This window comes from Halocola ammonii (assembly GCF_049334165.1).
GTDB lineage: Bacteria > Bacteroidota > Bacteroidia > Flavobacteriales_D > Sanyastnellaceae > JBEGHD01.
The window spans coordinates 25677-46257 of sequence record NZ_JBEGHD010000006.1; the positions used below are offsets into that span (position 1 = coordinate 25677).

A 20581-nucleotide genomic window follows, 5' to 3' on the forward strand; every position below is an offset into this window, starting at 1 on the left:
GATTGGTGCACAAGTAAAAGTAATCTGGTTTGGGTCAGATCGGTGTTCAGGATTGTAAAATAGTGTAAAACAAGTAAGAAACTTCTATTTGTCAATCATCTCGAGAGTGTCTTCGTACTCCTCAAGTAACTGCTTTTCTTTAATGACAATGTCTGTCATGGTGATTGATAAAAAGTTGAGAAGTCTTTCAATCGATGACGTTTTATTCTGAAAGTCAAAATTGATAATTCCAGATAGTACAACTTTGCCAAAATCGTTGTAAGACTCCTGTTGAGTGTAGGTTTTGTTTAACGTTTGGATTTGATCGAGTTCTAGTTCGTTGATTATTCCTGTTTGAATTCCAGTTTCGAAGGCACTGCTTGTCAACGATTGTGTTCTTAAGCCTCCAAAAAATCGTATCCTCTCTGGGGTTGAGTCTGAGTTTGCGTAATGTCTCGAGCTATCGCGAAGCATCTTATGATAGTCGATCACATTCTTCAGTTTTTGCCTGTTGCTTTCAATTTCAAGTGAAATATTTTGTGCCAACTGGTCTTTTTTCGAACTGATCTCATTGCTCTTCGCCCAATCTGAAAGAACGAATCCGAGGTACACACCGATCATCACAGGAATGATCTGAATGACGAGCTCTCCTAATCTTTTTTTCATGTCGGTTGAGGTTTTTCGGGTAGAAAGATAATTCATTAACGAGTTTTTTCTCTCAAAAAGAGTTGTACTCAGATTACCTCTTCCGTCCCAATACAATAACTGATATTCCGGTGAAAAAAAGAGTAACCATCACAAGTCCTGAGAAGAGAGCAAGAAAAAAACTCTTTGCGGGAGTGTTAACAAGAAGCGCTACTACCAAAACTCCCAGAATTGAAGTGTATATCCCAAAGAGAAGATTAGTAAGCCACAGAAACTTTGAACTTTTCTGAGAATCCTCCTGGTCGATCGGTTCAAGATCTAGCAAGTCTCTGCTCAAGTTTGATCTTTCTGCACCTTGATTGAGCCTTTTCAAATTGAAAATTAAACTTGGAATAAATAGAATAGTTACTCCCAAAGGAATTAACAATGTAAGGTCCTTTTGAAACGCCTGTAGATTCTGAGAAAGCTCCTTGATAACTATGAAAGCTCCAAATGCTCCTAGCAGTGAAATGACGCAAATGGTTATAATTCTGTAAATTCTCATCTTATCATTGATTTAACTAGAAAATGCTGAGTTGGATACTTGAATAGCTCTGCAAGCCAAGCTTCGGAGAAGATAATAAAATCAATTGCCATTGAGATATCACCAATGTCAGCCAAAGTTTTGACCAGGAATGGATTGAGGTAGAAATATTATACCATAATTGGCCTTTAACCCATTAGTACATGAGCATTATCTTCTCTACGTGCTTGTCCTCGGTGGTGAAGATGTGAAGTACATACATTCCGGATGATGCAGGTGGGATCGGTACTTCAAATTCATCGGAAAATCCAGAAGTCATATCAAGTACTAATCTACCACGAGGGTCGAAAGCCATTATTCGGGTTACTGTAGCATTTGTGCGAATTATTGGGTTTCCCGTAAGTCCTGTAAATGATTGGTGGAGCTCGAGAAAGACTGGCTCCGGAGGTTCTTCTGGGGTGTTCCAGTCCGGGTCGTGAAGTGTGGCCACTTCGTCATCAGTTAGAACCCGGTCGTAAATTCTAATCTCATCTACCACACCCAGGAATCGACCTTTGTAAACCGGGTCGAATTCGATAATGCTGGACAACATAAAAGAAGAGTTTCCAGTGCCTGTGAAGTCAATCATCTTTTCAATGCGTTTTTCACCGTTGACATAGACTCTCACCGTATCACTCGCAGAGCTGCTTATGGTGAGGTGATACCAGTTGCCAGGTTCTGCGATTACATCTGTACTCTCTTTGTCTCCTTCCGAGGCAAAGTAAGTCTTGAATTCATTATCCTCATCATCTATGAATAGGTGGACATCTTCAAAAACACTTACGTCTGCCAGGGAGAGCAAAAACATATCAGTAAAGGCTGTGGCGTATTCTTCCGGCTTTAGCCACAGGGAATAACTCCATTCAGGCTCTGCCAGAGTAATTATTTCTGGGTAGATGATGTGTTGGTCATAGCCGTCCAATCTGTACGCAGAAAGAGGATTGCCCCATTGGTCTTCAACATATGTTCCTCCTACTGCTGTGGCATCATTTGTCAAACCTGAAGAGTCTGAGTCATTGTTTTCTAGTTGGTAGTAGCCTACAAGGTCAAGGTCCAGATTAATATCCTGAGCAGAAATAGGATGTGTCAAGAGGAAGAAAGAGACTGAAAAAAGGAGGCAACAAAGAGATCGCATGTTTAGTAGTTTGTCTATAAAATTAATACATATCGTTCAAAGAATGTCCCAATCAGAAAGAATACTTTTAAGCTTCATTATTCATGCTCATGGATAGCTTTTCCTTAGGTAGAGCACAATTGAAAAAATATAAATCACATGCTTTTGAGTTCTAGAGCCGCATGTAAAAGAACAGACCATTTTGTAGATTGACCAGTTGTTCGACAACTGCGTAAACTGTTTAGCAAGGTCGTTGCTGTTCCAGATAAAAACTAATCACCTCTTCCGACCCAGGACAATTACTGCAGCACCGGTGAAAATAACTACTGTAGTCAGAACAAAGGAAAAGAGCTTTTGAAATGAGGAAGAATATGGATCTGGGCGCACAGCAAAACTCAGTAAGACTAGTCCAATAGCAAAGATAAACAGACCAAAAACGAGGTTCATGATCCATAGCAAGAGAGTGGTTCTTGGTTTCCCTGAATCTGAAAGTTCGTCTGTGGAAAAGTCAAAATCGAGAAGGCTTTCATTCGAGGCACTAATTTCTTCCTTTGATTTTAATTTTTTGAAATTGAAAATCAGACTGGGAATACACAGCAGACAACCAGCTATTGGGAAAAACATTGTAGGATCCTCGAGAGGTGAGGGGCCGCTTTCCAACTCGTTCAAAATGATAACGAGAAGTGCAAACCCTCCAACTAAAAAGGTTGTGCATATGGTGATGATTCTTAGAGTTCGCAATATTCCAGGGTTTACAACCCAAACTTCAGCGAGAACACATTGGAGTAAAGCGCTCCGGAGACATCGCCAATGTCGGTGAGGGCGTAATCGAGGGTGAAGGATTTAATCTTTAGTCCGATTCCCATGTTGGGTTGAAATGTGAAGTCATCCTCGTTGAGCAAGGTTTTTACGCGCTGAATATTTCCCACACCGGCACGAATGAAAACGATGTCCATGTAATCGGCTTCTATTCCAAGATGTGGATCCACACTCACCGGGTCGGCAGAGACCAAAACGTTTCGTTGTCCGTCTGTGCTGATATCGATGTCAACCGCTGCGAGCAGTCCAACCTTTTCGGTGATCTGAAAATCGCGAGAGGCTCCAAGGATCAGTTTTGGCAAAGTCACCTCGATTGAGTTTCCGGGAATCTCGTTGCCTGTTTGCTCAAAAACCTCGATGGTGCGTTCGTCCAGAGACATTTGCCAGGCGTTGAACGTGCTGGTGACATCTCGAGCCATGGCTCCAAATCGCCATTTGCCGGTTTCGTATTGTGCTCCGGCATCGAGGCCAAAGCCCCAGGCCTGGGCAAAATCACCTATTTTTCGGTAAACCACTTTTGCATTGGCACCGAGTGAAAGACCTGGAATGTTCGATTGGCGCGCATAAGAAAAAACAAAGCCGTAATCCGCAGCAGAAAATCTTGTGATGCGATCTGTGTCGATGTTTCCTTCGGCATCAATCAGTTCAGTCGTGTTTGGAATGTCGTCCACACCGAAACGAATCACAGAAAAGCCAACGGCATTTTTGTCGTCCAGCTTTTTACCCACAGCACCGTAGTCGTATTTGGCAATTCCCGCAAAATACTCTGCGTGCATGGCTCCGATTTCAAGATCGTTTTCCATTCTCAAAAGTCCGGCAGGGTTCCAGTAGCCCGAGGTCACATCGTTAACCACTGATACCTGAGAGTTGGACATGCCCAAAGCGCGGGCGCCAACACCGATTTGCAAAAACTCATTGCTGTACTTAGGAGCAGTGGTCTGCGCTGACAACTGGCCGAAAGCGGCCATACAAAGGAGACTAAAAATGAGAGTAAGCTTCTTCATGGAGCTGCGAAAATAGCGATTAATCGAACGGGTCATAGTCTTGGTTTTGTCTATTCGAAAAGAGACGCAAACAATACAACCTATAGTTTTCGAAAAAATTGTGAAGGGTTGATGATTTTGGTTTGGTCATTGGAATTTCGCTTTTCGCCTCTTGCCAGTTCATCCTTGTCAATCACCTTTCAATTGTGTTTCTTTGAGGCCTGTAGAATCGACCATGAATTTTCCCTACTACATCGCCCGCAGATACCTCTTCTCCAAAAAGAAGAAGAACATCATCAACGTGATCTCGCTGATCTCGATGGTGGTTGTGGCTACTGTCACTGCGGCTATGATCGTAGTGCTGTCGGCATTCAATGGAATCGAGGTTTTGGTCGAGGAGATGTTCAGCACGTTCGATGCGGAGATCACCGTGATGCCGGCTTCCGGGAAAACGATCCACAACGACTCACTGGATACTTCAATATTTGACAACAATCCAAAAATTGCTGCCTGGACTGCTGTAATCGAAGAAGATGTGATGCTTAAGTATCGCGACAAAGTGACCGTGGCGACACTGAAAGCCGTGGACGAAAGCTACCATCAAGTTTCGCAAATCGACTCGGCTGTGATTGCCGGAGACTTTTTGATGAAAGACGATGAGTTTAACTACGCTCTTGTGGGGGTGGGGATTCGCAGCGAACTCCGACTTCCGCTTCGCACCGGGGACAAGCCGATGATAACGGTTTTTGCGCCCGTAGGCGGTAGAAACCTGAAAACCTATCGCGAAAACGCGTTCAACAAAAAACCGATCATGGTGAGTGGCGCTTATTCGGTGAATGCCGAGCTCGATGTGAAATACATCATTGTGCCGCTTGAGTTTGGCAAGAAAACCTTTAACTACGAAAATGAAGTGAGCGCTTTTGAAATGAAGTTGCAAGGAGTCGAAGATTTAAAAGTCTTCAAAAAAGAACTCCAACAGCAACTGGGCGACAACTTGAAAGTGATTACCCGCTACGACAAAAACGCGCTGATCTACAAGACCAACGCATCCGAGAAGTGGGCAACGTTTCTCATTTTGCTTTTCATTTTGGTGATTGCAGCTTTCAATATTTTAGCTTCACTCACGATGCTGGTGATTGAGAAAAAGAAAGACATTTTCATCCTGCAGAGTATGGGAACGCAAAAGAAAACCATCAGAAGAATTTTCTTTCTGGAGGGAGTTCTGATAAATCTGGTAGGAGCGCTGGCCGGACTCATTATCGGAGTGGCCATTTGTCTCGCCCAGCAGCACATCGGAATCTTGAGACTACAAGGGTCCATCGTTGAGTTCTACCCGATGCGAGTGGCTTTTCTCGATGTGCTTGGAATCTTTGGAACTGTGCTACTCATCGGCTCAGCATCGAGTTTTTTGCTCGTTCACTTTCTGGTGTCGCGCTATGGTACTCAGGAAGCAAACTGATAACCAGCAAAGTTCTTTCGGATATCGTCCAGCTTTTCGAAAATGACATTTGCATCCATCTCCGTAACGAGAGTCATTCGGTGCTCCTTAAAATGAGGAATTCCTTTAAAGTAGTTGTTGTAATGCCTGCGCATTTCTACTACACCGAGCTTTTCGCCTTTCCAATCGATTGATTTTTGAAGGTGCTCTTTGGCAGCATCCACGCGTTCATCGAGACTAGCCGGTGGTAGAATTTCACCGGTTTTTACGTAGTGCTTTATCTCCCTAAAAATCCACGGATTGCCAATAGAAGCGCGGCCAATCATCACTCCGTCCACTCCGTATTGGTTTTTGTAGGCCAGCGCTTTTTCGGGAGAATCGATATCGCCATTTCCAAAAACAGGAATGTTCATCCTGGGGTTTTCCTTCACCGCGTTGATCAGCGTCCAGTCGGCTTCTCCTTTGTACATCTGCTTGCGGGTGCGACCGTGGATGGAGATCGCCTTGATGCCTACATCCTGAAGTCGCTCGGCAACTTCTACGATGTACTTGGTGCTGTCGTCCCAGCCGAGGCGTGTTTTCACAGTCACAGGCAGGGAAGTGGAATTGACAATTTCGCGTGTCATCTCCACCATCTTTGGAATGTCTTGAAGAATTCCGGCTCCGGCTCCTTTGCAGGCTACCTTTTTCACCGGGCAGCCGTAGTTGATGTCGATGATGTCGGGATTGCTCTCGGCCGTAATTTCTGTAGCTCGCTTCATGGATTCGATATCGCTCCCAAAAATCTGAATGCCGATTGGTCGCTCTTGTTCGTAAACATCGAGTTTTTGCACGCTCTTAGCTGCATCGCGAATCAAGCCTTCCGAAGAAATAAATTCAGTGTACATCAAATCTGCACCTGCTCTTTTGCACAGGTGACGAAAAGGCGGGTCGCTCACGTCTTCCATAGGTGCCAGCAAAAGCGGAAAATCACCTAGTTCTATGTCTCCAATCTTCACCATGTTTTTCAGGTTTGGCAGAAATGCTGCATTTTTGCGGTCGACAAAGTTACGAAATCTGAATCCAGTTCCATGGCGAACTCCTTTCTTCGAAGTCTTTCACCTGCTGCAAAGGTTATCATCTTTCTTCCTCTTACCTACGTTTTTGGGCTGATCTTTAGTGGCCTTGCGATTCTGATTTTAAGTGCCAACCTCGGACTCAGCTATGAAGAGGTATTTTCAATCGTTACAGGGCAGAAAGAAGATCCCAATGATATTCAAATCTTGAGGTGGACAAATGCGGCCAACCAGCTTGGGAGTTTCATTGTCGCCTCGATCTTGTTCGTTGTCATGTTTTCTCGCGAGGCAGTAGATGATTTTTGGTCGAAACGCGGATCGTGGATGCTACTGTTCGTTCCAATATTCATGATTTTCACACTTTCTCAAATTGAGTGGACCATTAGGCTGAACGAATGGCTCATTCCCGAAGGAAGTACGTTGGAAGGCATCTTTAAACCTTTTGAGGACCGGGCGGCAGACATGACCGAGCGGATGATGAACATGCCGAATGTTTCCGACCTGCTTTTGAACTTACTGCTTTTTGCTGCGCTGCCAGCAGTGGGCGAAGAACTTGCCTTCCGCGGGATTGTACAAAGTCAAATGGCAAAAGCCACCAAGCGAATTCACCTTTCCATCTGGATTACAGCTTTTGTGTTTAGCGCCATTCACATGCAGTTTTACGGTTTTCTACCCAGAATGATGCTCGGTGCCATTTTTGGATATCTCCTGATTTGGAGTGGAACGATCTGGGCTCCTATTTTGGCGCACTTCACCAACAATGCCCTGGCGGTGATCACTTACTACTACATCCAGCACGATCCATCTTTTACTGATGGTCAACTCGAAAGCCAGGCGGCTTCTCCGTTGATCACTGTGATTTCTATAGTGATTTTCGTAGGGTTTCTGATGTTATTCACCAGATACAGCAAGTGGTCAGAGATTTCTGGGAAGTACCTCTTTTTCGACAATCAGTCCGTGCGCTGAGCCAGAAAGGCTTCGGCAATCTTTAAGTCTTCGGAAGTGGTCACTTTTATGTTTTCGCGATTTCCTTCTACGAGGTTAATGTCATGACCGGCAGCTTCTGCCACACTCGCATCGTCCGTGAATTCCTCCCGATAGCCAGAGTTGAAAGCTGATTTTATGAGCTTGAGATCGAAACATTGAGGCGTTTGTACTATCCGATAATCGATTCTGTTCACGGCTTTATTGCCGGCATCGGTGACTTTTCTAATGCTGTCGAAAACCATGGTGACTGGCACTACTGCTCCCTTAGCTGAAGCACTATCAAAACAAGTCTGAATGGTTTTTTCGCTCACGAGGGGGCGCACCGCATCATGAACTCCCACCACACCTTCTTCTGCAGAAATACTGTCGAGACCGGCTTTCACGCTATGGAAACGCTCCTTGCCTCCGGCCACCAAGGTGTGATCTATCGTAAACTGATGTTTTTCACAAAGCGACTGCCAGAGCTCAATATAGTCGCTGTGGATGGAAACAATCACGTTGATCTGAGGACGTGCTCCTTTAAATTGATCAATGGTCCGCATCAGAATTGGCCTGCCGGCTAACTCCAAAAATTGCTTAGGAAGAGGAGCTCCCATTCGCTTGCCAACACCGCCAGCTACTATGATAACATATTCCTGCATTGCGGTAAATATAGAAGTTTTGATTGGCGAAGAGGTGTCTCGATTAATCAGACAAAAAAAAAGACCCCGCCAAAACTAATTGACAGGGCCTACCTTAATTAAATGTGCGTTTGTCGAAGAAGAAATTACTTCGCTTCTTCAAATTTTTTCGCTACTGCATCCCAGTTGATCACGTTAAAAAACGCATCGATATAATCAGGACGCTTATTCTGATACTTCAGATAGTAAGCGTGCTCCCATACATCGAGCCCGAGAATTGGGTGACCACTGCACTCAGCCACAGGCATAATTGGATTATCCTGATTTGGAGTTGAGCAGATTTCTAGCTTGCCGTTATTTACAACTAGCCAGGCCCATCCTGAACCAAAGCGAGATGCTGCAGCCGCAGAAAATTCTTCTTTAAACTTGTCGAAAGAGCCAAAAGCAGAGTCGATTGCGCTGGCCAAATCACCTGATGGCTGTCCGCCACCGTTTGGTCCCATTACTTCCCAAAACAGTGAATGATTGTAAAAACCGCCACCGTTGTTGCGAACAGCTTTGTCAGCGTTGCTGTCAATGCCTTTCAAAATGTCCATGATAGACATGTCAGCCATAGCCGATCCTTCAATTGCTGCGTTGAGCTTTTTGGTATATCCGGCATGGTGTTTATCGTGATGGATTTCCATTGTGCGCGCATCGATATGAGGCTCCAATGCATCCTTAGCATAAGGTAAATCTGGAAGATTAAATGCCATGTTGATTTCGTTTTTTGTGGTTAATATATAGGGTTTATTCCTTATTGGTCAAATATAAAAATTCAACCGTGAATGCTCGGTTAGCTTTCAAAAGCTATCGGGCATGTCAGAGTAAAACAGCTCCATCTTGATAATGTTTTGAAAAACAGCTCGAAGACTGATAAGCAATAAGTTGTCAATCCGCTGTGATGGCGAAGCTGCTGTAGTCTCTGGTGATTTCTATGGCTTTCTCAAAGACGTTGTCGTCTTTCAAAAGAATTTGGTAGAAAGCTTCATCGTTGAAAAGATTTCGTGCGATATGCGCTTTTGTGAGAAGCTGAATTCGACTTTTTGAAATCTCTTCGTCATCGTTTTTAGGTGTGAAACCTTCAGCACTCGCAAAATCCATGAACTCGTCATAGACCTTTCCTTTTGAGTTGAAGTTGGCTTCAAAGTCCGAAGCACTCTCAAAAGTTTTGAGTTCATTGCGATTTGCATCAACGTAGCGAAATGAGAATTCCCTGAAAAGATTACTGTAGTTGAGCTCTGTTAGGAATCGAGAAGTTCCTACAGTGTCTATGGGTACAAAAATATCTGGCATAATTCCACCACCACCATAGACAGTTCTACCCGCTGGGGTGGTGTATTTCAGGCTGTCGGGGAAATTGATGCTATCGGCAGATACAAGTTCACCACTTTCGTAGCGCTGCTCAAAATCGTGCTCGTAGTCAATTCCATCTCCATAAGGTCGTTGAATGCTTCGTCCTACTGGTGTATAATAGCGCGCAACAGTGAGTCGCAGTGCCGATTGATCGGGCAGACCAATTTCTTCCTGCACGAGGCCTTTTCCAAAACTTCTTCTTCCTACAGTTATCGCCCTGTCGTGATCCTGAAGAGCCCCGGCCATAATTTCGCTGGCAGAAGCTGAGCCCTGATCAATGAGCACAACGAGTTTCATGTCTTTAAACTGACCTTTGCCACTCGCGTGATAGGGCGTGTACGGTGAGTTTTTTCCTTCTGTGTAGACGATGAGGTCATCCTTGTTGAGGAATTCTTCGACCATCGGTATGGCAGTGTTCAGGTAACCTCCGCCATTCCCGCGAAGATCAATGATGAGGTTCTTCACACCGTTTTTCTTCATGTCACTCACAGCAGACTTGAACTCATGGTAGGTGGGCTTGGCAAAGCGAGCTACTTTCACGTAACCAGTGTTGTCATTTACCTTGATGCTGGCCAAAATGCTTTTGATAGGGATTTCTTCACGGACGATGTTGAAGGTCATCAATTCCGATTTGTTTCTGCGCTTAATCCCCAGTTCGACTTCTGTCCCGCTCTTACCTTTTAAGAGTTTCATCACTCTCTCATTGGTGAGGCCGGTGCCGGCAATGGTGTCGCCTTCAACACGCACAATTTTATCGCCAGCGCGAATGCCCGCTCTCTCCGAAGGTCCGTTTTCAATAGGAGAAACAACCATCAGCGTGTCGTCCTGGATGGTGAACTCAACTCCGATTCCTTCGAAGTTTCCCTCTAGTGGTTCCTGAATTCTCTGTAGCTCTTCCGAGCTGATGTAGTAGGAGTGAGGGTCGAGGTCGGTCAGGATCGATTCGATGGCTCCTTCAATGAGTCGTTGTTTGTGAACGGTGTCCACATAGTTTTTATCAATGTAGTTGATGATATTCACCAACTTGTTTGGGTTCGATTCGTCCTGTTTTTCAACGTAAAAAATATTGCCGTCATCCAGGTTGGTGCCAATGTAGAGGCCGACCATGAGAAGAATGGCATAAATGAGAGGTTGAAGTGGGTTAAACCTTTTTCGGTTGTTTCCCGATCCAATATAATCGTCAATTCTTTGTGACATTCGCTTTCTGACTTAATCTAAAGAGTTCTAAAATTTCGCCCTTATTTAACCACTATCGCAAGCTTTTTGTTGTGAATCAGGGTTTTTCGATTTGGACAATTTCCAATCCTGCGCGATCCAAAAATTTTAATCCTGCGTCATCTTTATAACCCCGGATGTAAACCAACCTTTTTATTCCGGCCTGAAGAATGAGCTTACTGCAGTCGCGACAGGGCGACATTGTGATGTAGAGAGTGGAGTTCCGCGCGCTGTTGTGCGACTTGGCTACTTTCATTATTGCATTGGCTTCTGCGTGAAGAACGTACCACAACGTGCTGCCGTCATCTCCTTCGCAGTTGTTTGGGAACCCAGTTGGAGAGCCGTTGTAGCCATCACTGATGATCATTCCTTCCTTCACCAAAAGAGCGCCAACCTGTCTGCGCTTGCAGTGCGAAAGTTTTGCCCATTCCTCGGCCATTTTCAAATAGGCGCGGTCGTAGCGTTCTTGTTTTTTTGGGTCGCTGTACTTTACAAACCCTTCCTCCATCATCGTGCTCACAGGCCGTTTGGTTTATGGTTTTCGCAAATTTAAAGTTATTGAGCAATTGGAAGTTGAGCTTAACAGTTTTTGTAGTGCCGGGAATCCGAGCTGAGTAAATCTCAAAAAGTTTTTTTGCCGGATTCACTTTTTTTGCTTTATTCTCTAAAGGGCAAAGTTGAACGTGAAAGATTTAGACCGTGAAAAAGCCCATTTTTGTCATTATTCGAGATTTGGGCAAACAAATTTTTGCCTGTGCTGTAATCAGGTTTAACTTTTACAAAACCAAAAATGAAAATATACACTAAGAAAGGCGACACTGGAGAAACATCTTTGATAGGAGGTAAGCGCGTTCCAAAACATCACGTTCAGATTGAAGCATATGGAACAGTCGATGAACTCAATTCATTTGTGGGGCTTGTTCGCGACTGGGCACCTGATCAAAAGACCAAGGATTTCTTAGTCTGGAGTCAGGACAGGCTTTTTACTATGGGTAGTTTGTTGGCGGAAGTTGAAGGTGGTTCTAAAATGAAACTACCACAATTAAAGGAAGATGACATCGTTGCGATCGAAAGAGAGATTGATCGACTTGAGGAGGATCTACCTGAGATGCGTCATTTTATTTTGCCCGGTGGCCATCAGGCAGTGAGCAGCGCTCACATGGCTAGAAGTGTTTGCAGAAGAGCAGAACGCACAGTGCTGAGAATGAATGAAACACACCAGGTTCAAACACTGACTTTTCAGTTCCTGAATCGATTTAGCGATTATCTGTTCGTTTTGTCCCGTTGGTTAGCCAAAGAATTGGATGCCGATGAGATGCCCTGGCTTCCAGAAAAAGATTGAAGTGTTTGATAAACAAATAGATGTGCAGAGATGTGGCAGCGAGAGCCACACTTTTTAATAAATGTTGACTCGCATAACAAAAAATTTATTTTTGCGTAAGTTTTTTGAGACCTATTAAAAAGAGATAAACTATGTATTGGACGTTAGAATTGGCCTCATATCTTGAAGATGCTCCCTGGCCTGCAGCCAAGGATGAGCTCATCGATTACGCTATGCGTACTGGTGCTCCTTTGGAAGTAGTTGAAAACCTCCAACAGATTGAGGACGAGGGAGAGCTCTTTGAAACAATTGAAGACATTTGGCCGGACTATCCGACCAAAGAAGATTTCTTTTTTAATGAAGATGAGTACTGACGACATTGTCAGATGGAAATATTTCAAACGAAAGTCCCGTTTTGCGGGACTTTTTTGTTTGTAAGCAACTCGTCACTGATCGATTGTGGATACACTACCATGATTGCTTTCTTGAGTTTTCGCTCCTTTTCGTTGCGGTTATTCAGATCATTGAACTTTTTCCCTGCCTGCTTCATGGCAAGTTGATCTCGCAATTTATTCATCGCCATTTCCACAGCATTTCTCACCTCAATGAAACGTGAGTACTCTGTATCGGCTGAGTAAGAAATGTGGATCACAGCCCTGTCTGGGAATGCCTTGAATGCGCCCAGCTCCTCGCACGCGAGAGACAAATCATTCCAATATTCAACCTTGCTTGAACTCAACGGCTCTGAATCACGATTTCTTAGCATCTGGAGACAGCGGTTTTTGTCCACCCACTTTCTGATGGGGAAATCAGAATTCACCGGCTTATTCTCAAAAACTCCGGAATTGGTGTAGAAAGAATTAGTGGAAGCGATTATGCCAGCGATATCAGTTCGTTCGTCATTCACCAGAAGTTCGTTAGAGCCATTGATCTTGATGTCGAGAACGAGTTGTCGAGGTGTTGGAGAGTTTCTGTCTGCATCCCACTTCGGAAGGTGCTGGGTGATTCCTTCATCACTTTCGATGGTGGTTGATACAAGGAAAAAGATGAGAAGTAAAAATGCGATGTCGGCCATGCTGCCAACATTGAGCGATGGAGTCCTTCTGTTTTTCATAGCATTGAGTATTTGGGGTTAATAGTAACTCAACGTCAATGATGTGAAAGGCTTCAAGGGAAATCTATGAACGGGCAAAAAGATTGATTGAGAGGTGGTTTTAGCTTGAGAAAAGGACAAAAAAATAGGGACTGCGTTCAGTCCCTATTCCACTTAACATTAAACTAAAACTACCATTACAATTAGTACATTGTAAACTATGAAAATTTGCCTTATTTGCAAGACTAGATCGCCTTGCAGATGATTCAAAGATAAGCATGTTTTATTTGCAAAACCAAATCTTTTCCAACATTTCTTTAAAAATCACAGTTTTTAACAGAAATTTTGAAATCACTCTTCCTGGCTGAGGTCACGCAACACCAGCCTCATCGTCTGCCTTGTCTTCTGTTCCATTAGTATTTCCTTGTTCGCAGTAAGCTGACTCACAGTGTTTTTGTTGTAGTGACGGATGGTCAGAAGCTCGAGATCTTCGTTGTATCTCACTTCGTAGGTATTGGATAAAAGCGATTTTAACTTTTCTAACAGCACTTTATCTCGGTCGATACAAATGGAAAAATTGATGGCTGAATTTTGCATCAGATTGATGTGAATGCCCAAAGTTGAGAATGCATCGAATAGATCCCGCAAGTTCTCTTCGACTATGAAAGAGAAGTCTTTGGGAGAAATCGAAATGAGCAGTTGATCTGGCTTGAAGATGTAAGAAGGCACTCGATGATCAAAATCCATGTGCTCCTGGATAATCGTGCCCTTCGCTTCAGGATCGTTGAACGATTTCACGTACAACGGAATGCGTTTGTTTTGAAGAGGTTTAATGGTTTTCGGGTGAATGACGCTAGCTCCGTAGTAGCTCAATTCAATGGCTTCGCGGTAAGAGATCTTCTCCAGAGCGATGGTGTTGTTAAACCATTTTGGATCTGCATTTAGCATAGCCGGAACGTCTTTCCAAATTGTTACTGAAGTGGCGTTGGTGAGGTAGGCCAGAATACCGGCAGAAAAGTCGGACCCTTCGCGGCCGAGAGTAGTGGTGTTGCCGAGTTTGCTTGAGCCGATGAATCCCTGAGTGACCAGGATATCTGTTCCTTCTTTCTCAAGATGGTCTTTAAGAATGCTGGCAGACGCTTCACTTTTGTTCCAGTCTACTTTTGCTTCGCGGTGCTTATTGTCGGTTTTGATGACATGCCGAACGTCTACCCACTCTGCCGGCAAATCTTCCCGAACGAGCCACGAGTGGACAATTTTGGTAGAAATTAGTTCTCCATAAGAGACGATTTGGTCGTAGTCAAAGTCAAATTCCGGTGAAGGGCCCTTGTCCAAAATGGCACCGAGATCTGTCAAGTAGGCGTTGAGACTTGCTACTTCCGTGGAACTGTCACCGTGTAGGTTTTTGATAATTTCGAGATGGAACTGTCGGAACTCCTTAACCTGTTCGTCCACATCTTCGCCATTTCGCCAGTCGTTGTGAATTTGCTCCAGCTTGTTGGTCATTTTACCCATGGCGGAAATCACAACAACGATCTTCTCGCCTTTTTGCGATTTTAATATGCGCGCCACATTTTTTACAGCTTCAGCATTTCGCACAGAAGCTCCGCCAAACTTAAATACCTTCATTTCAATTGTTTTCTAAATTAAATGCCTGCAGTTGCTCATAGTTGAATTGGCCGTTGATCCATTCCGGGTCGAGGTCAGCGCCATATTTTCTGTAAAAATTTAGTGCCGGTTCATTCCAGTTGAGCACGAGCCACTCCATTCTGCGGTAGCCTTTTTCTTTTGCCAGCTTTAGTAGCTGTTCAAAAAGCAATGCCCCAATTCCTTTTCCCCGATGTTGCTGACGTACTACAAAATCCTCGAGATAGAGACCACGACCTTTCCATGTCGAATACTTAATATAATACAGGGCCACACCTGCAATTTCCTCATCTACTTCAGCCACGAAAAAATCGAATACCGGATTTTCTCCAAAAGCATCCCTTTCCATTTCCTCGACAGAGGTTTCAACCTGGTCGGCTGCTTTTTCATACTCAGCCAGTTCGAGGATTAGATCATAAACTCCAGGGAGATCTTCCACGGTGCCCTTTCGGATGATTGGTCGCGACATTTAACTGGTTTTTGATGAGCAAACAAAGCTAATAAAAGCGAAGACGGAAGTTTCAATTTATTCTTCATCGTTAATCAGTTGATCGGATTTGTTCAAATCCACGTGCAAAACTCCATTTGGAATTGCGCCAATTGGCTTTTCTATAAAATAACTTTGTCGGCATGAGCTGGATCGATTTGGTTTTAATAATTCCTTTGGCCTGGGCGGCTTTCAAAGGGTTTAAGAAAGGACTCGTCATCGAGGTTTTCTCCCTGCTTGCACTGATTGTCGGGATTTACGGAGGGATTCATTTCTCAGATTACGTTGCCGATTGGATCGAAAATGACCTAAAAGTTAAGACGGACTTTATGCCAGTGATTTCATTTGCAGTCACTTTTCTGGGGATAGTTGTGGCAGTTTACTTTTTGGGAAAAGCCGTAGAAAAAGTGGTCAACATGGTGGCCATGAAACTCGTTAACAAACTTCTAGGGCTGGCGTTTGGGATTTTGAAGGTGGGGCTAATTCTCAGCGTCATTCTTGTTTTTGCGGACACCATCGATAAAGAGGTGGGCCTTTTACCGAAGGAGGAAAAAGAGAAATCTCTCTTGTACGAACCACTGCGTGGATTTGCCCTTACAATTATTCCAGCCATTAAAGACAGCGATTTCTACAAAGAGTTGAGAGAGGAAGAGATTGTTCCCGAAGAGGGTGAAGGCTGGTTCTCTCAAGTGCTTGTGTAGCGCAATATTTTTTTGTGTAGTTCTTTTGGAGAGAAGGGTTTTGTGATAGAGTCGAGCATTCCGGCTTCAACCACCTTCTTTTTTACTTCAGACATGGAAGATGCGGTGACGGCCAGGATTGGCACCTCCTGAATGCCTTTCTCGCGGCAGTATTTCAAAATCTCTTCCGATGCAGAATATCCGTCCACTCCAGGCATTTGGAGATCCATGAGCACGATGTCAATTTTATTTTCCCGGAAAATCTGAATGCTTTCGTTACCGCCAGAGGCCAGGTGAACTTTGGCCTTCCAGATTTTAAGGTACTTCTCCAAAACGAGTTGGTTGACCTTGTTGTCTTCTACCACCAGAATTGACAAATGAGAAAGATCCGGCTCGCCTTCTTCCGGTTTCTTTTTTGCCTTGTCTTTATTTGCTTTGTCGAAATGAAGCTGAAAGCTGAATTTCGATCCTCGGTTGGGTTCACTCACAACATCGATCTTGCCTCCAAGCAATTCTACCAACATTTTTGTGATGGTAAGCCCGAGACCCGTCCCGCCAAACTCTCTGCTCGTTGAGGAGTTTGCTTGCGTGAACATGTGGAAAATGTGGTTGATCTGTTTTTGATTGATACCGATTCCCGTATCGCTTACCTCGAAGGCCAAGTTGTGCAAGTTGGGATTCGATCCGACTGACCGCACAGTTACTTTAATTTCACCTTCGTAGGTAAACTTGAGCGCATTGCTAATCAGATTATTCAAAATCTGCGAAAGCCTGGTAGGGTCGCCTTTCAGAAAAGTGGGCACGTCTTCATCCAGCTCGAGTTTGTAGGCGATTTTTTTAGACTTCACTTTTGGCTTGAAAGATTCAAAGACTTTTTCTATCAGATCGCGGAAATTGAAAGTAATCGTTTCAAAGTCCACTTTCCCGGCCTCTATTTTTGAGAAATCGAGAATGTCGTTGATGAGGTGAAGCAAATTGTCAGCTGAAAACTGCAGCGTTTTCAGGTTTTCAATCTGGTGATCCTGTGGATTGTCGCGAAGAAGTAAGTCGGTGATGCCAATCACTGCATTCATGGGCGTTCGGAGCTCGTGACTCATGATGGACAAGAATTGCTCTTTGGTTCGGGCAGCTTCCTCAGCTTTTCGCTTCTCTTCTCTGAGCCTGTTTTCCAGTTCTTTGAAGGTGGTAATGTTTCGAATTACCCCATCGTAAACTACGGTACCATCTTCGGTCACACTTCTGGTTGTGCCCAGCAGGCCCCAAAAGATTTCTTTGTTCTTTCTTTTTAAAAGCACTTCCTCATTTACGACCTCTCCAAATTCGGTGAGCTTATTCATCACTTCAGCTCGCTTATTCGGGTCTACGTAAACTTCTGAAAGGTGGATTTCTTTGATTTCTTCGATCGAGTCGTAACCGAAGATTTTTAGCATGGCGTTGTTCGCATAAATAATTTGACCACTCTCGGTGGAGCGATAAACTCCTTCGTTGAGATTGCTGCTTACCGCCTGCAGAATCTTTTTGTCCTGTAGCAGTCTCATATTGTTTTCTGATCCTCGCTGAAAACTTTCTGGCCTCACTGCAAAATGAAGTTCTTTTTCGTCTGTAAGATGGGACGGGACGATTGTGCTACGGGCTACGACACCAGTCTCAAAGGTCATTTCGTCTTTCCAGCTCTTCTTTCTGAGCAGTTTCAATTTTAGATTCTTGAGAAAAGGATTCTTCTCACCTCCCTCCAATACCTCACTCAGGTTTTTTCCTGAAAGTGAACCCGCTTTAAAATCCGTGCTTTGCTCAAAAAAGGAGTTAGCCATCACGATTTCTCCGCTCTCTGACGCGATGAGCATCGGAGAAGGGTTGTCTAAAAGTACGTCAAGGTCTACGAGAATTTGGCGTTTCTTGCCCATTACATCATTTATTGAGAGGTAAAATCTTTCTTAAGAGTTTCGAGTTTTTGGTTCAGCTTGTCCTTTACTTCCTTGTAGTTATCCGTTGGTTTCAGTTTCTGGTTCACAGAAAAGTAAAACTTAATTTTCGGTTCTGTTCCCGAGGGCCGGGCTGTCACTTTGCTGCCGTCTTCCGTATAAAATTGCAACACGTTTGACTGCGGCAGAGCGATTTTGTTCTTATGGCCCGTCTCCAAATCTACTGAGGTTCCATCGAGAATATCGTTGATGCGAATCACTTTTGATCCACCGAGTTCTTGCGGTGGGTTGGTTCGGAAGGTGCGCATCATTTCTGCAATTTCTTCTTTTCCAGCTTTTCCTTTTTTCACAACTGAGATGAGCGCCTCGCGATAAAACCCAAATTTTCTGTGAATCTCTTCGAGGATCTCGATGAGAGATTTCCCCTGATTTTTTGCCCAGGCTGCAATTTCACAAATCATCATGGCTGAGCTCACGGCATCTTTGTCACGAACAAAATCGCCACTGAGATAGCCGTAGCTTTCTTCACCTCCGGTTACAAAAGTTTCGCGGCCCTCGAGCTCTCGAATCTTCGCGGCAATGTGTTTGAAGCCAGTGAGTGTGTCGTAGACTTTTGCTCCAAAACTGCTAGCGATGTTGTCGATCAACTCGGTAGTAACCACCGTTTTTGCAACAAATTGACGTCCGTTTATTCTTCCCTGTTCGCGCCAACGAAGTAGTTGGTAGTAAACCAGAAGTGTGGCTGTTTCATTGCCATTCAACAAGGTGTAGTCACCCTCTGGAGTGCGCACTCCAACGCCAACGCGATCCGAATCGGGATCTGTACCCAGAAGTATTTCGGCTCCCTCTTTTTCGGCCTGTTCGAGTGACATTTTCATGGCGGCCTCTTCTTCGGGGTTTGGTGAAACCACAGTTGGGAAGTCACCACTTGTTTGGTTTTGAGCTGCTACGGTGGAGACATTTTCGAATCCGACTTTCTTCAAGATCGCAGGAACCAATTTTACACCAGTTCCGTGAAGTGCCGTGTAGACAATCTTTAGGTCTTTTTGGTCAGCGATGTCTTTTGGCGACAGCGATAATTCCGAAACTTTATTGAGGTATTCTTCATCTATCTCGCTCCCGATTTTTTCGATGAGATCTGGATTGCCATCGAATTTAACCTCGTCAATAGAAGTGATTTGCATCACTCTTTTGATGATGTTTTTGTCGTGAGGTGCAACGATCTGTGCCCCGTCTTCCCAGTACACCTTGTAGCCATTGTATTCCTTCGGGTTGTGCGATGCAGTGACCACAACACCGCTCTTGCAGCCAAGGTGCCGAATAGCAAAAGAAAGCTCCGGAGTGGGGCGCAATTCGTCAAAGAGAAAGACCTTGATGCCATTAGCAGAAAAAACATCTGCGGTGGTTTTTGCGAAAAAGTCGCTGTTATTTCGGCAGTCGTAAGCAATCGCCACAGAGATTTCACCTTCGAAACTTTCTTTGAGATAATTTGCCAGACCCTGAGTGGCCATGCCGATGGTGTACTTGTTTACTCTGTTGGTTCCCACACCCATTAGGCCTCGCATGCCGCCAGTTCCAAACTCCAGGTTGGTATAAAAACACTCGGTTAGCTCTTCTGGGTTGGAGTCTATCAGTTGCTGAACTGATTTTCTTGTATTCTCATCAAAACCCGGAGCAAGCCAGGATTTTGCTTTTTCTTCGATAGTGCTTTCTACACTGGTGTTCATTCGTTCTCTTTTTTCAAATTCTTTAAGCAAAATTTCACGCTTTCTTCCCAATTGATGGGATTAATTCCTGTTTCATTTTTCCATCCCGAACTATCGAGTTTCGAAAAATGTGGTCGCTCGGCTGCAGTTTTAAACTCTTCTGAAGTCACCGGTTTAAGATCGACCGGGATATCCTCAGTTCTAAAAATTTCTCCAGCAAAGTCGAACCAGCTTGCCAGTCCTTCATGCGAGTAGTGAAACAGCCCGTAGGGTTTCAACTCGCCCTTCTCCCATCGTTGAAGCACAGCGAGCAAATCGTTCGCCAGGGTGCGCGCGTAGGTTGGTGATGCAATTTGGTCGTTCACCACCGAAAGTTCATCTCGTTCCTGGCCCAGGCGAAGCATGGTTTTTAAAAAATTATTGCCAAAAGTACTGAACAGCCACGACACCCTAAGCACCAATCCTTTATCGATTTTGAGTACATGCTTTTCGCCCTGGAGTTTTGTCTTTCCATAAACGGATAGCGGATTGGTAGCATCGCTCGGTTGGTAGGCCTTTTTTGACTTTCCATCAAATACATAATCGGTAGAAAAATGGATGAGGAAACAGTCATGCCTTTGAGCGGCATCTGCAAGATGTTTCACCGCTTCATCATTCACTTTGGCGGCCACTTGAGGCTCTTCTTCAGCTTTGTCCACTGCCGTGTAGGCCGCACAGTTTACGATCACATCGGGCTTTTCTTGTGCGACCCGTCTTTCAGTTTCGCTGCCAGAAGTGATATCCCAACTCTTTCTATCGAAAAATTTGAATTGGAAATGAGGAAATTCCGACTGTAGAAATTTCAGCTCCGACCCCAATTGACCATTACTTCCGGTGACGAGGATCTTCATCATGTTTTACTTTCTTGTTTGGT

The 20581-nt window shown here is 44.3% G+C and carries 19 protein-coding genes; 5 read left to right on the forward strand and 14 right to left on the reverse strand.

The window, feature by feature from the left end:
• Positions 1–84 precede the first annotated feature (84 nt).
• The 3 genes from ABHV44_RS07460 to ABHV44_RS07470 form a co-directional block, all read right to left on the reverse strand.
• On the reverse strand, positions 85–645 hold the full coding sequence (locus ABHV44_RS07460) for a hypothetical protein (RefSeq protein ID WP_459074047.1): 561 nt from the start codon (positions 643–645) through the stop codon (positions 85–87).
• 698 nt (positions 646–1343) lie between these two features.
• Positions 1344–2321, reverse strand: a complete 978-nt coding sequence (locus ABHV44_RS07465) for a LamG domain-containing protein (protein WP_459074048.1) — start codon at positions 2319–2321, stop codon at positions 1344–1346.
• 731 nt (positions 2322–3052) lie between these two features.
• Entirely contained in the window at positions 3053–4123 is a 1071-nt protein-coding gene (locus tag ABHV44_RS07470; protein WP_459074205.1) for a putative type IX sorting system protein PorV2, read from the reverse strand.
• A gap of 214 nt (positions 4124–4337) precedes the next feature.
• Between ABHV44_RS07470 and ABHV44_RS07475 the strand changes: the two genes are divergently transcribed.
• Positions 4338–5561: an FtsX-like permease family protein gene (locus tag ABHV44_RS07475; protein ID WP_459074049.1), complete on the forward strand. Its 1224-nt coding sequence runs from the start codon at positions 4338–4340 to the stop codon at positions 5559–5561.
• Here the strand turns inward: ABHV44_RS07475 and dusB are convergent.
• Positions 5546–6541, reverse strand: coding sequence for a tRNA dihydrouridine synthase DusB (gene dusB, locus ABHV44_RS07480; RefSeq protein WP_459074050.1), 996 nt, complete (start codon positions 6539–6541; stop codon positions 5546–5548). The two genes, ABHV44_RS07475 and dusB, sit on opposite strands and share 16 nt — an antisense overlap.
• 69 nt (positions 6542–6610) lie before the next feature.
• On the opposite strand from dusB, the gene ABHV44_RS07485 reads away from it, so the two are divergent.
• A complete protein-coding gene (locus tag ABHV44_RS07485; protein WP_459074051.1) occupies positions 6611–7561 on the forward strand; it encodes a CPBP family intramembrane glutamic endopeptidase in 951 nt (316 codons plus the stop codon).
• Here ABHV44_RS07485 and ABHV44_RS07490 read toward each other — a convergent pair.
• The 4 genes from ABHV44_RS07490 to ABHV44_RS07505 all read right to left on the reverse strand — a co-directional run bounded on the left by ABHV44_RS07490 (position 7546) and on the right by ABHV44_RS07505 (position 11323).
• Positions 7546–8223 carry a 2-C-methyl-D-erythritol 4-phosphate cytidylyltransferase gene (locus tag ABHV44_RS07490; RefSeq protein ID WP_459074052.1) on the reverse strand — a complete coding sequence of 226 codons (678 nt, stop codon included), beginning with the start codon at positions 8221–8223 and terminating at the stop codon, positions 7546–7548. The two genes, ABHV44_RS07485 and ABHV44_RS07490, sit on opposite strands and share 16 nt — an antisense overlap.
• A gap of 125 nt (positions 8224–8348) precedes the next feature.
• The gene (locus ABHV44_RS07495; RefSeq protein WP_459074053.1) at positions 8349–8957 is read right to left on the reverse strand and encodes a superoxide dismutase; all 609 of its coding nucleotides are present in this window, start codon (positions 8955–8957) and stop codon (positions 8349–8351) included.
• 175 nt (positions 8958–9132) lie between these two features.
• Complete coding sequence (locus tag ABHV44_RS07500) at positions 9133–10794, reverse strand: S41 family peptidase (protein ID WP_459074054.1); 1662 nt, start codon at positions 10792–10794, stop codon at positions 9133–9135.
• Positions 10795–10870: 76 nt separating this feature from the next.
• On the reverse strand, positions 10871–11323 hold the full coding sequence (locus tag ABHV44_RS07505) for a deoxycytidylate deaminase (RefSeq protein WP_459074206.1): 453 nt from the start codon (positions 11321–11323) through the stop codon (positions 10871–10873).
• Between the two features lie 279 nt (positions 11324–11602).
• Between ABHV44_RS07505 and ABHV44_RS07510 the strand changes: the two genes are divergently transcribed.
• Entirely contained in the window at positions 11603–12154 is a 552-nt protein-coding gene (locus ABHV44_RS07510) for a cob(I)yrinic acid a,c-diamide adenosyltransferase (RefSeq protein WP_459074055.1), read from the forward strand.
• A gap of 131 nt (positions 12155–12285) precedes the next feature.
• Complete coding sequence (locus ABHV44_RS07515) at positions 12286–12507, forward strand: DUF2795 domain-containing protein (RefSeq protein ID WP_459074056.1); 222 nt, start codon at positions 12286–12288, stop codon at positions 12505–12507.
• A 23-nt stretch (positions 12508–12530) separates the two neighbouring features.
• Here ABHV44_RS07515 and ABHV44_RS07520 read toward each other — a convergent pair whose 3' ends face one another.
• The 3 genes from ABHV44_RS07520 to ABHV44_RS07530 form a co-directional block, all read right to left on the reverse strand.
• Positions 12531–13247 carry an ExbD/TolR family protein gene (locus ABHV44_RS07520; protein WP_459074057.1) on the reverse strand — a complete coding sequence of 239 codons (717 nt, stop codon included), beginning with the start codon at positions 13245–13247 and terminating at the stop codon, positions 12531–12533.
• A gap of 330 nt (positions 13248–13577) precedes the next feature.
• Positions 13578–14855: an aspartate kinase gene (locus tag ABHV44_RS07525; protein ID WP_459074058.1), complete on the reverse strand. Its 1278-nt coding sequence runs from the start codon at positions 14853–14855 to the stop codon at positions 13578–13580.
• A gap of 1 nt (position 14856) precedes the next feature.
• Entirely contained in the window at positions 14857–15342 is a 486-nt protein-coding gene (locus ABHV44_RS07530; protein ID WP_459074059.1) for a GNAT family N-acetyltransferase, read from the reverse strand.
• Between the two features lie 161 nt (positions 15343–15503).
• On the opposite strand from ABHV44_RS07530, the gene ABHV44_RS07535 reads away from it, so the two are divergent.
• Positions 15504–16061 carry a CvpA family protein gene (locus tag ABHV44_RS07535; protein WP_459074060.1) on the forward strand — a complete coding sequence of 186 codons (558 nt, stop codon included), beginning with the start codon at positions 15504–15506 and terminating at the stop codon, positions 16059–16061.
• On the opposite strand, the gene ABHV44_RS07540 is transcribed toward ABHV44_RS07535, so the two are convergent.
• The 3 genes from ABHV44_RS07540 to rfbD are packed head-to-tail and all read right to left on the reverse strand — an operon-like array spanning position 16046 to position 20561.
• Positions 16046–17944, reverse strand: a complete 1899-nt coding sequence (locus ABHV44_RS07540; protein WP_459074061.1) for an ATP-binding protein — start codon at positions 17942–17944, stop codon at positions 16046–16048. The two genes, ABHV44_RS07535 and ABHV44_RS07540, sit on opposite strands and share 16 nt — an antisense overlap.
• 8 nt (positions 17945–17952) lie before the next feature.
• Positions 17953–19689, reverse strand: coding sequence for a phospho-sugar mutase (locus ABHV44_RS07545; RefSeq protein ID WP_459074062.1), 1737 nt, complete (start codon positions 19687–19689; stop codon positions 17953–17955).
• Complete coding sequence (gene rfbD, locus ABHV44_RS07550) at positions 19686–20561, reverse strand: dTDP-4-dehydrorhamnose reductase (RefSeq protein ID WP_459074063.1); 876 nt, start codon at positions 20559–20561, stop codon at positions 19686–19688. Before rfbD ends, ABHV44_RS07545 begins: the two co-directional genes overlap by 4 nt.
• Positions 20562–20581: the final 20 nt, after the last annotated feature.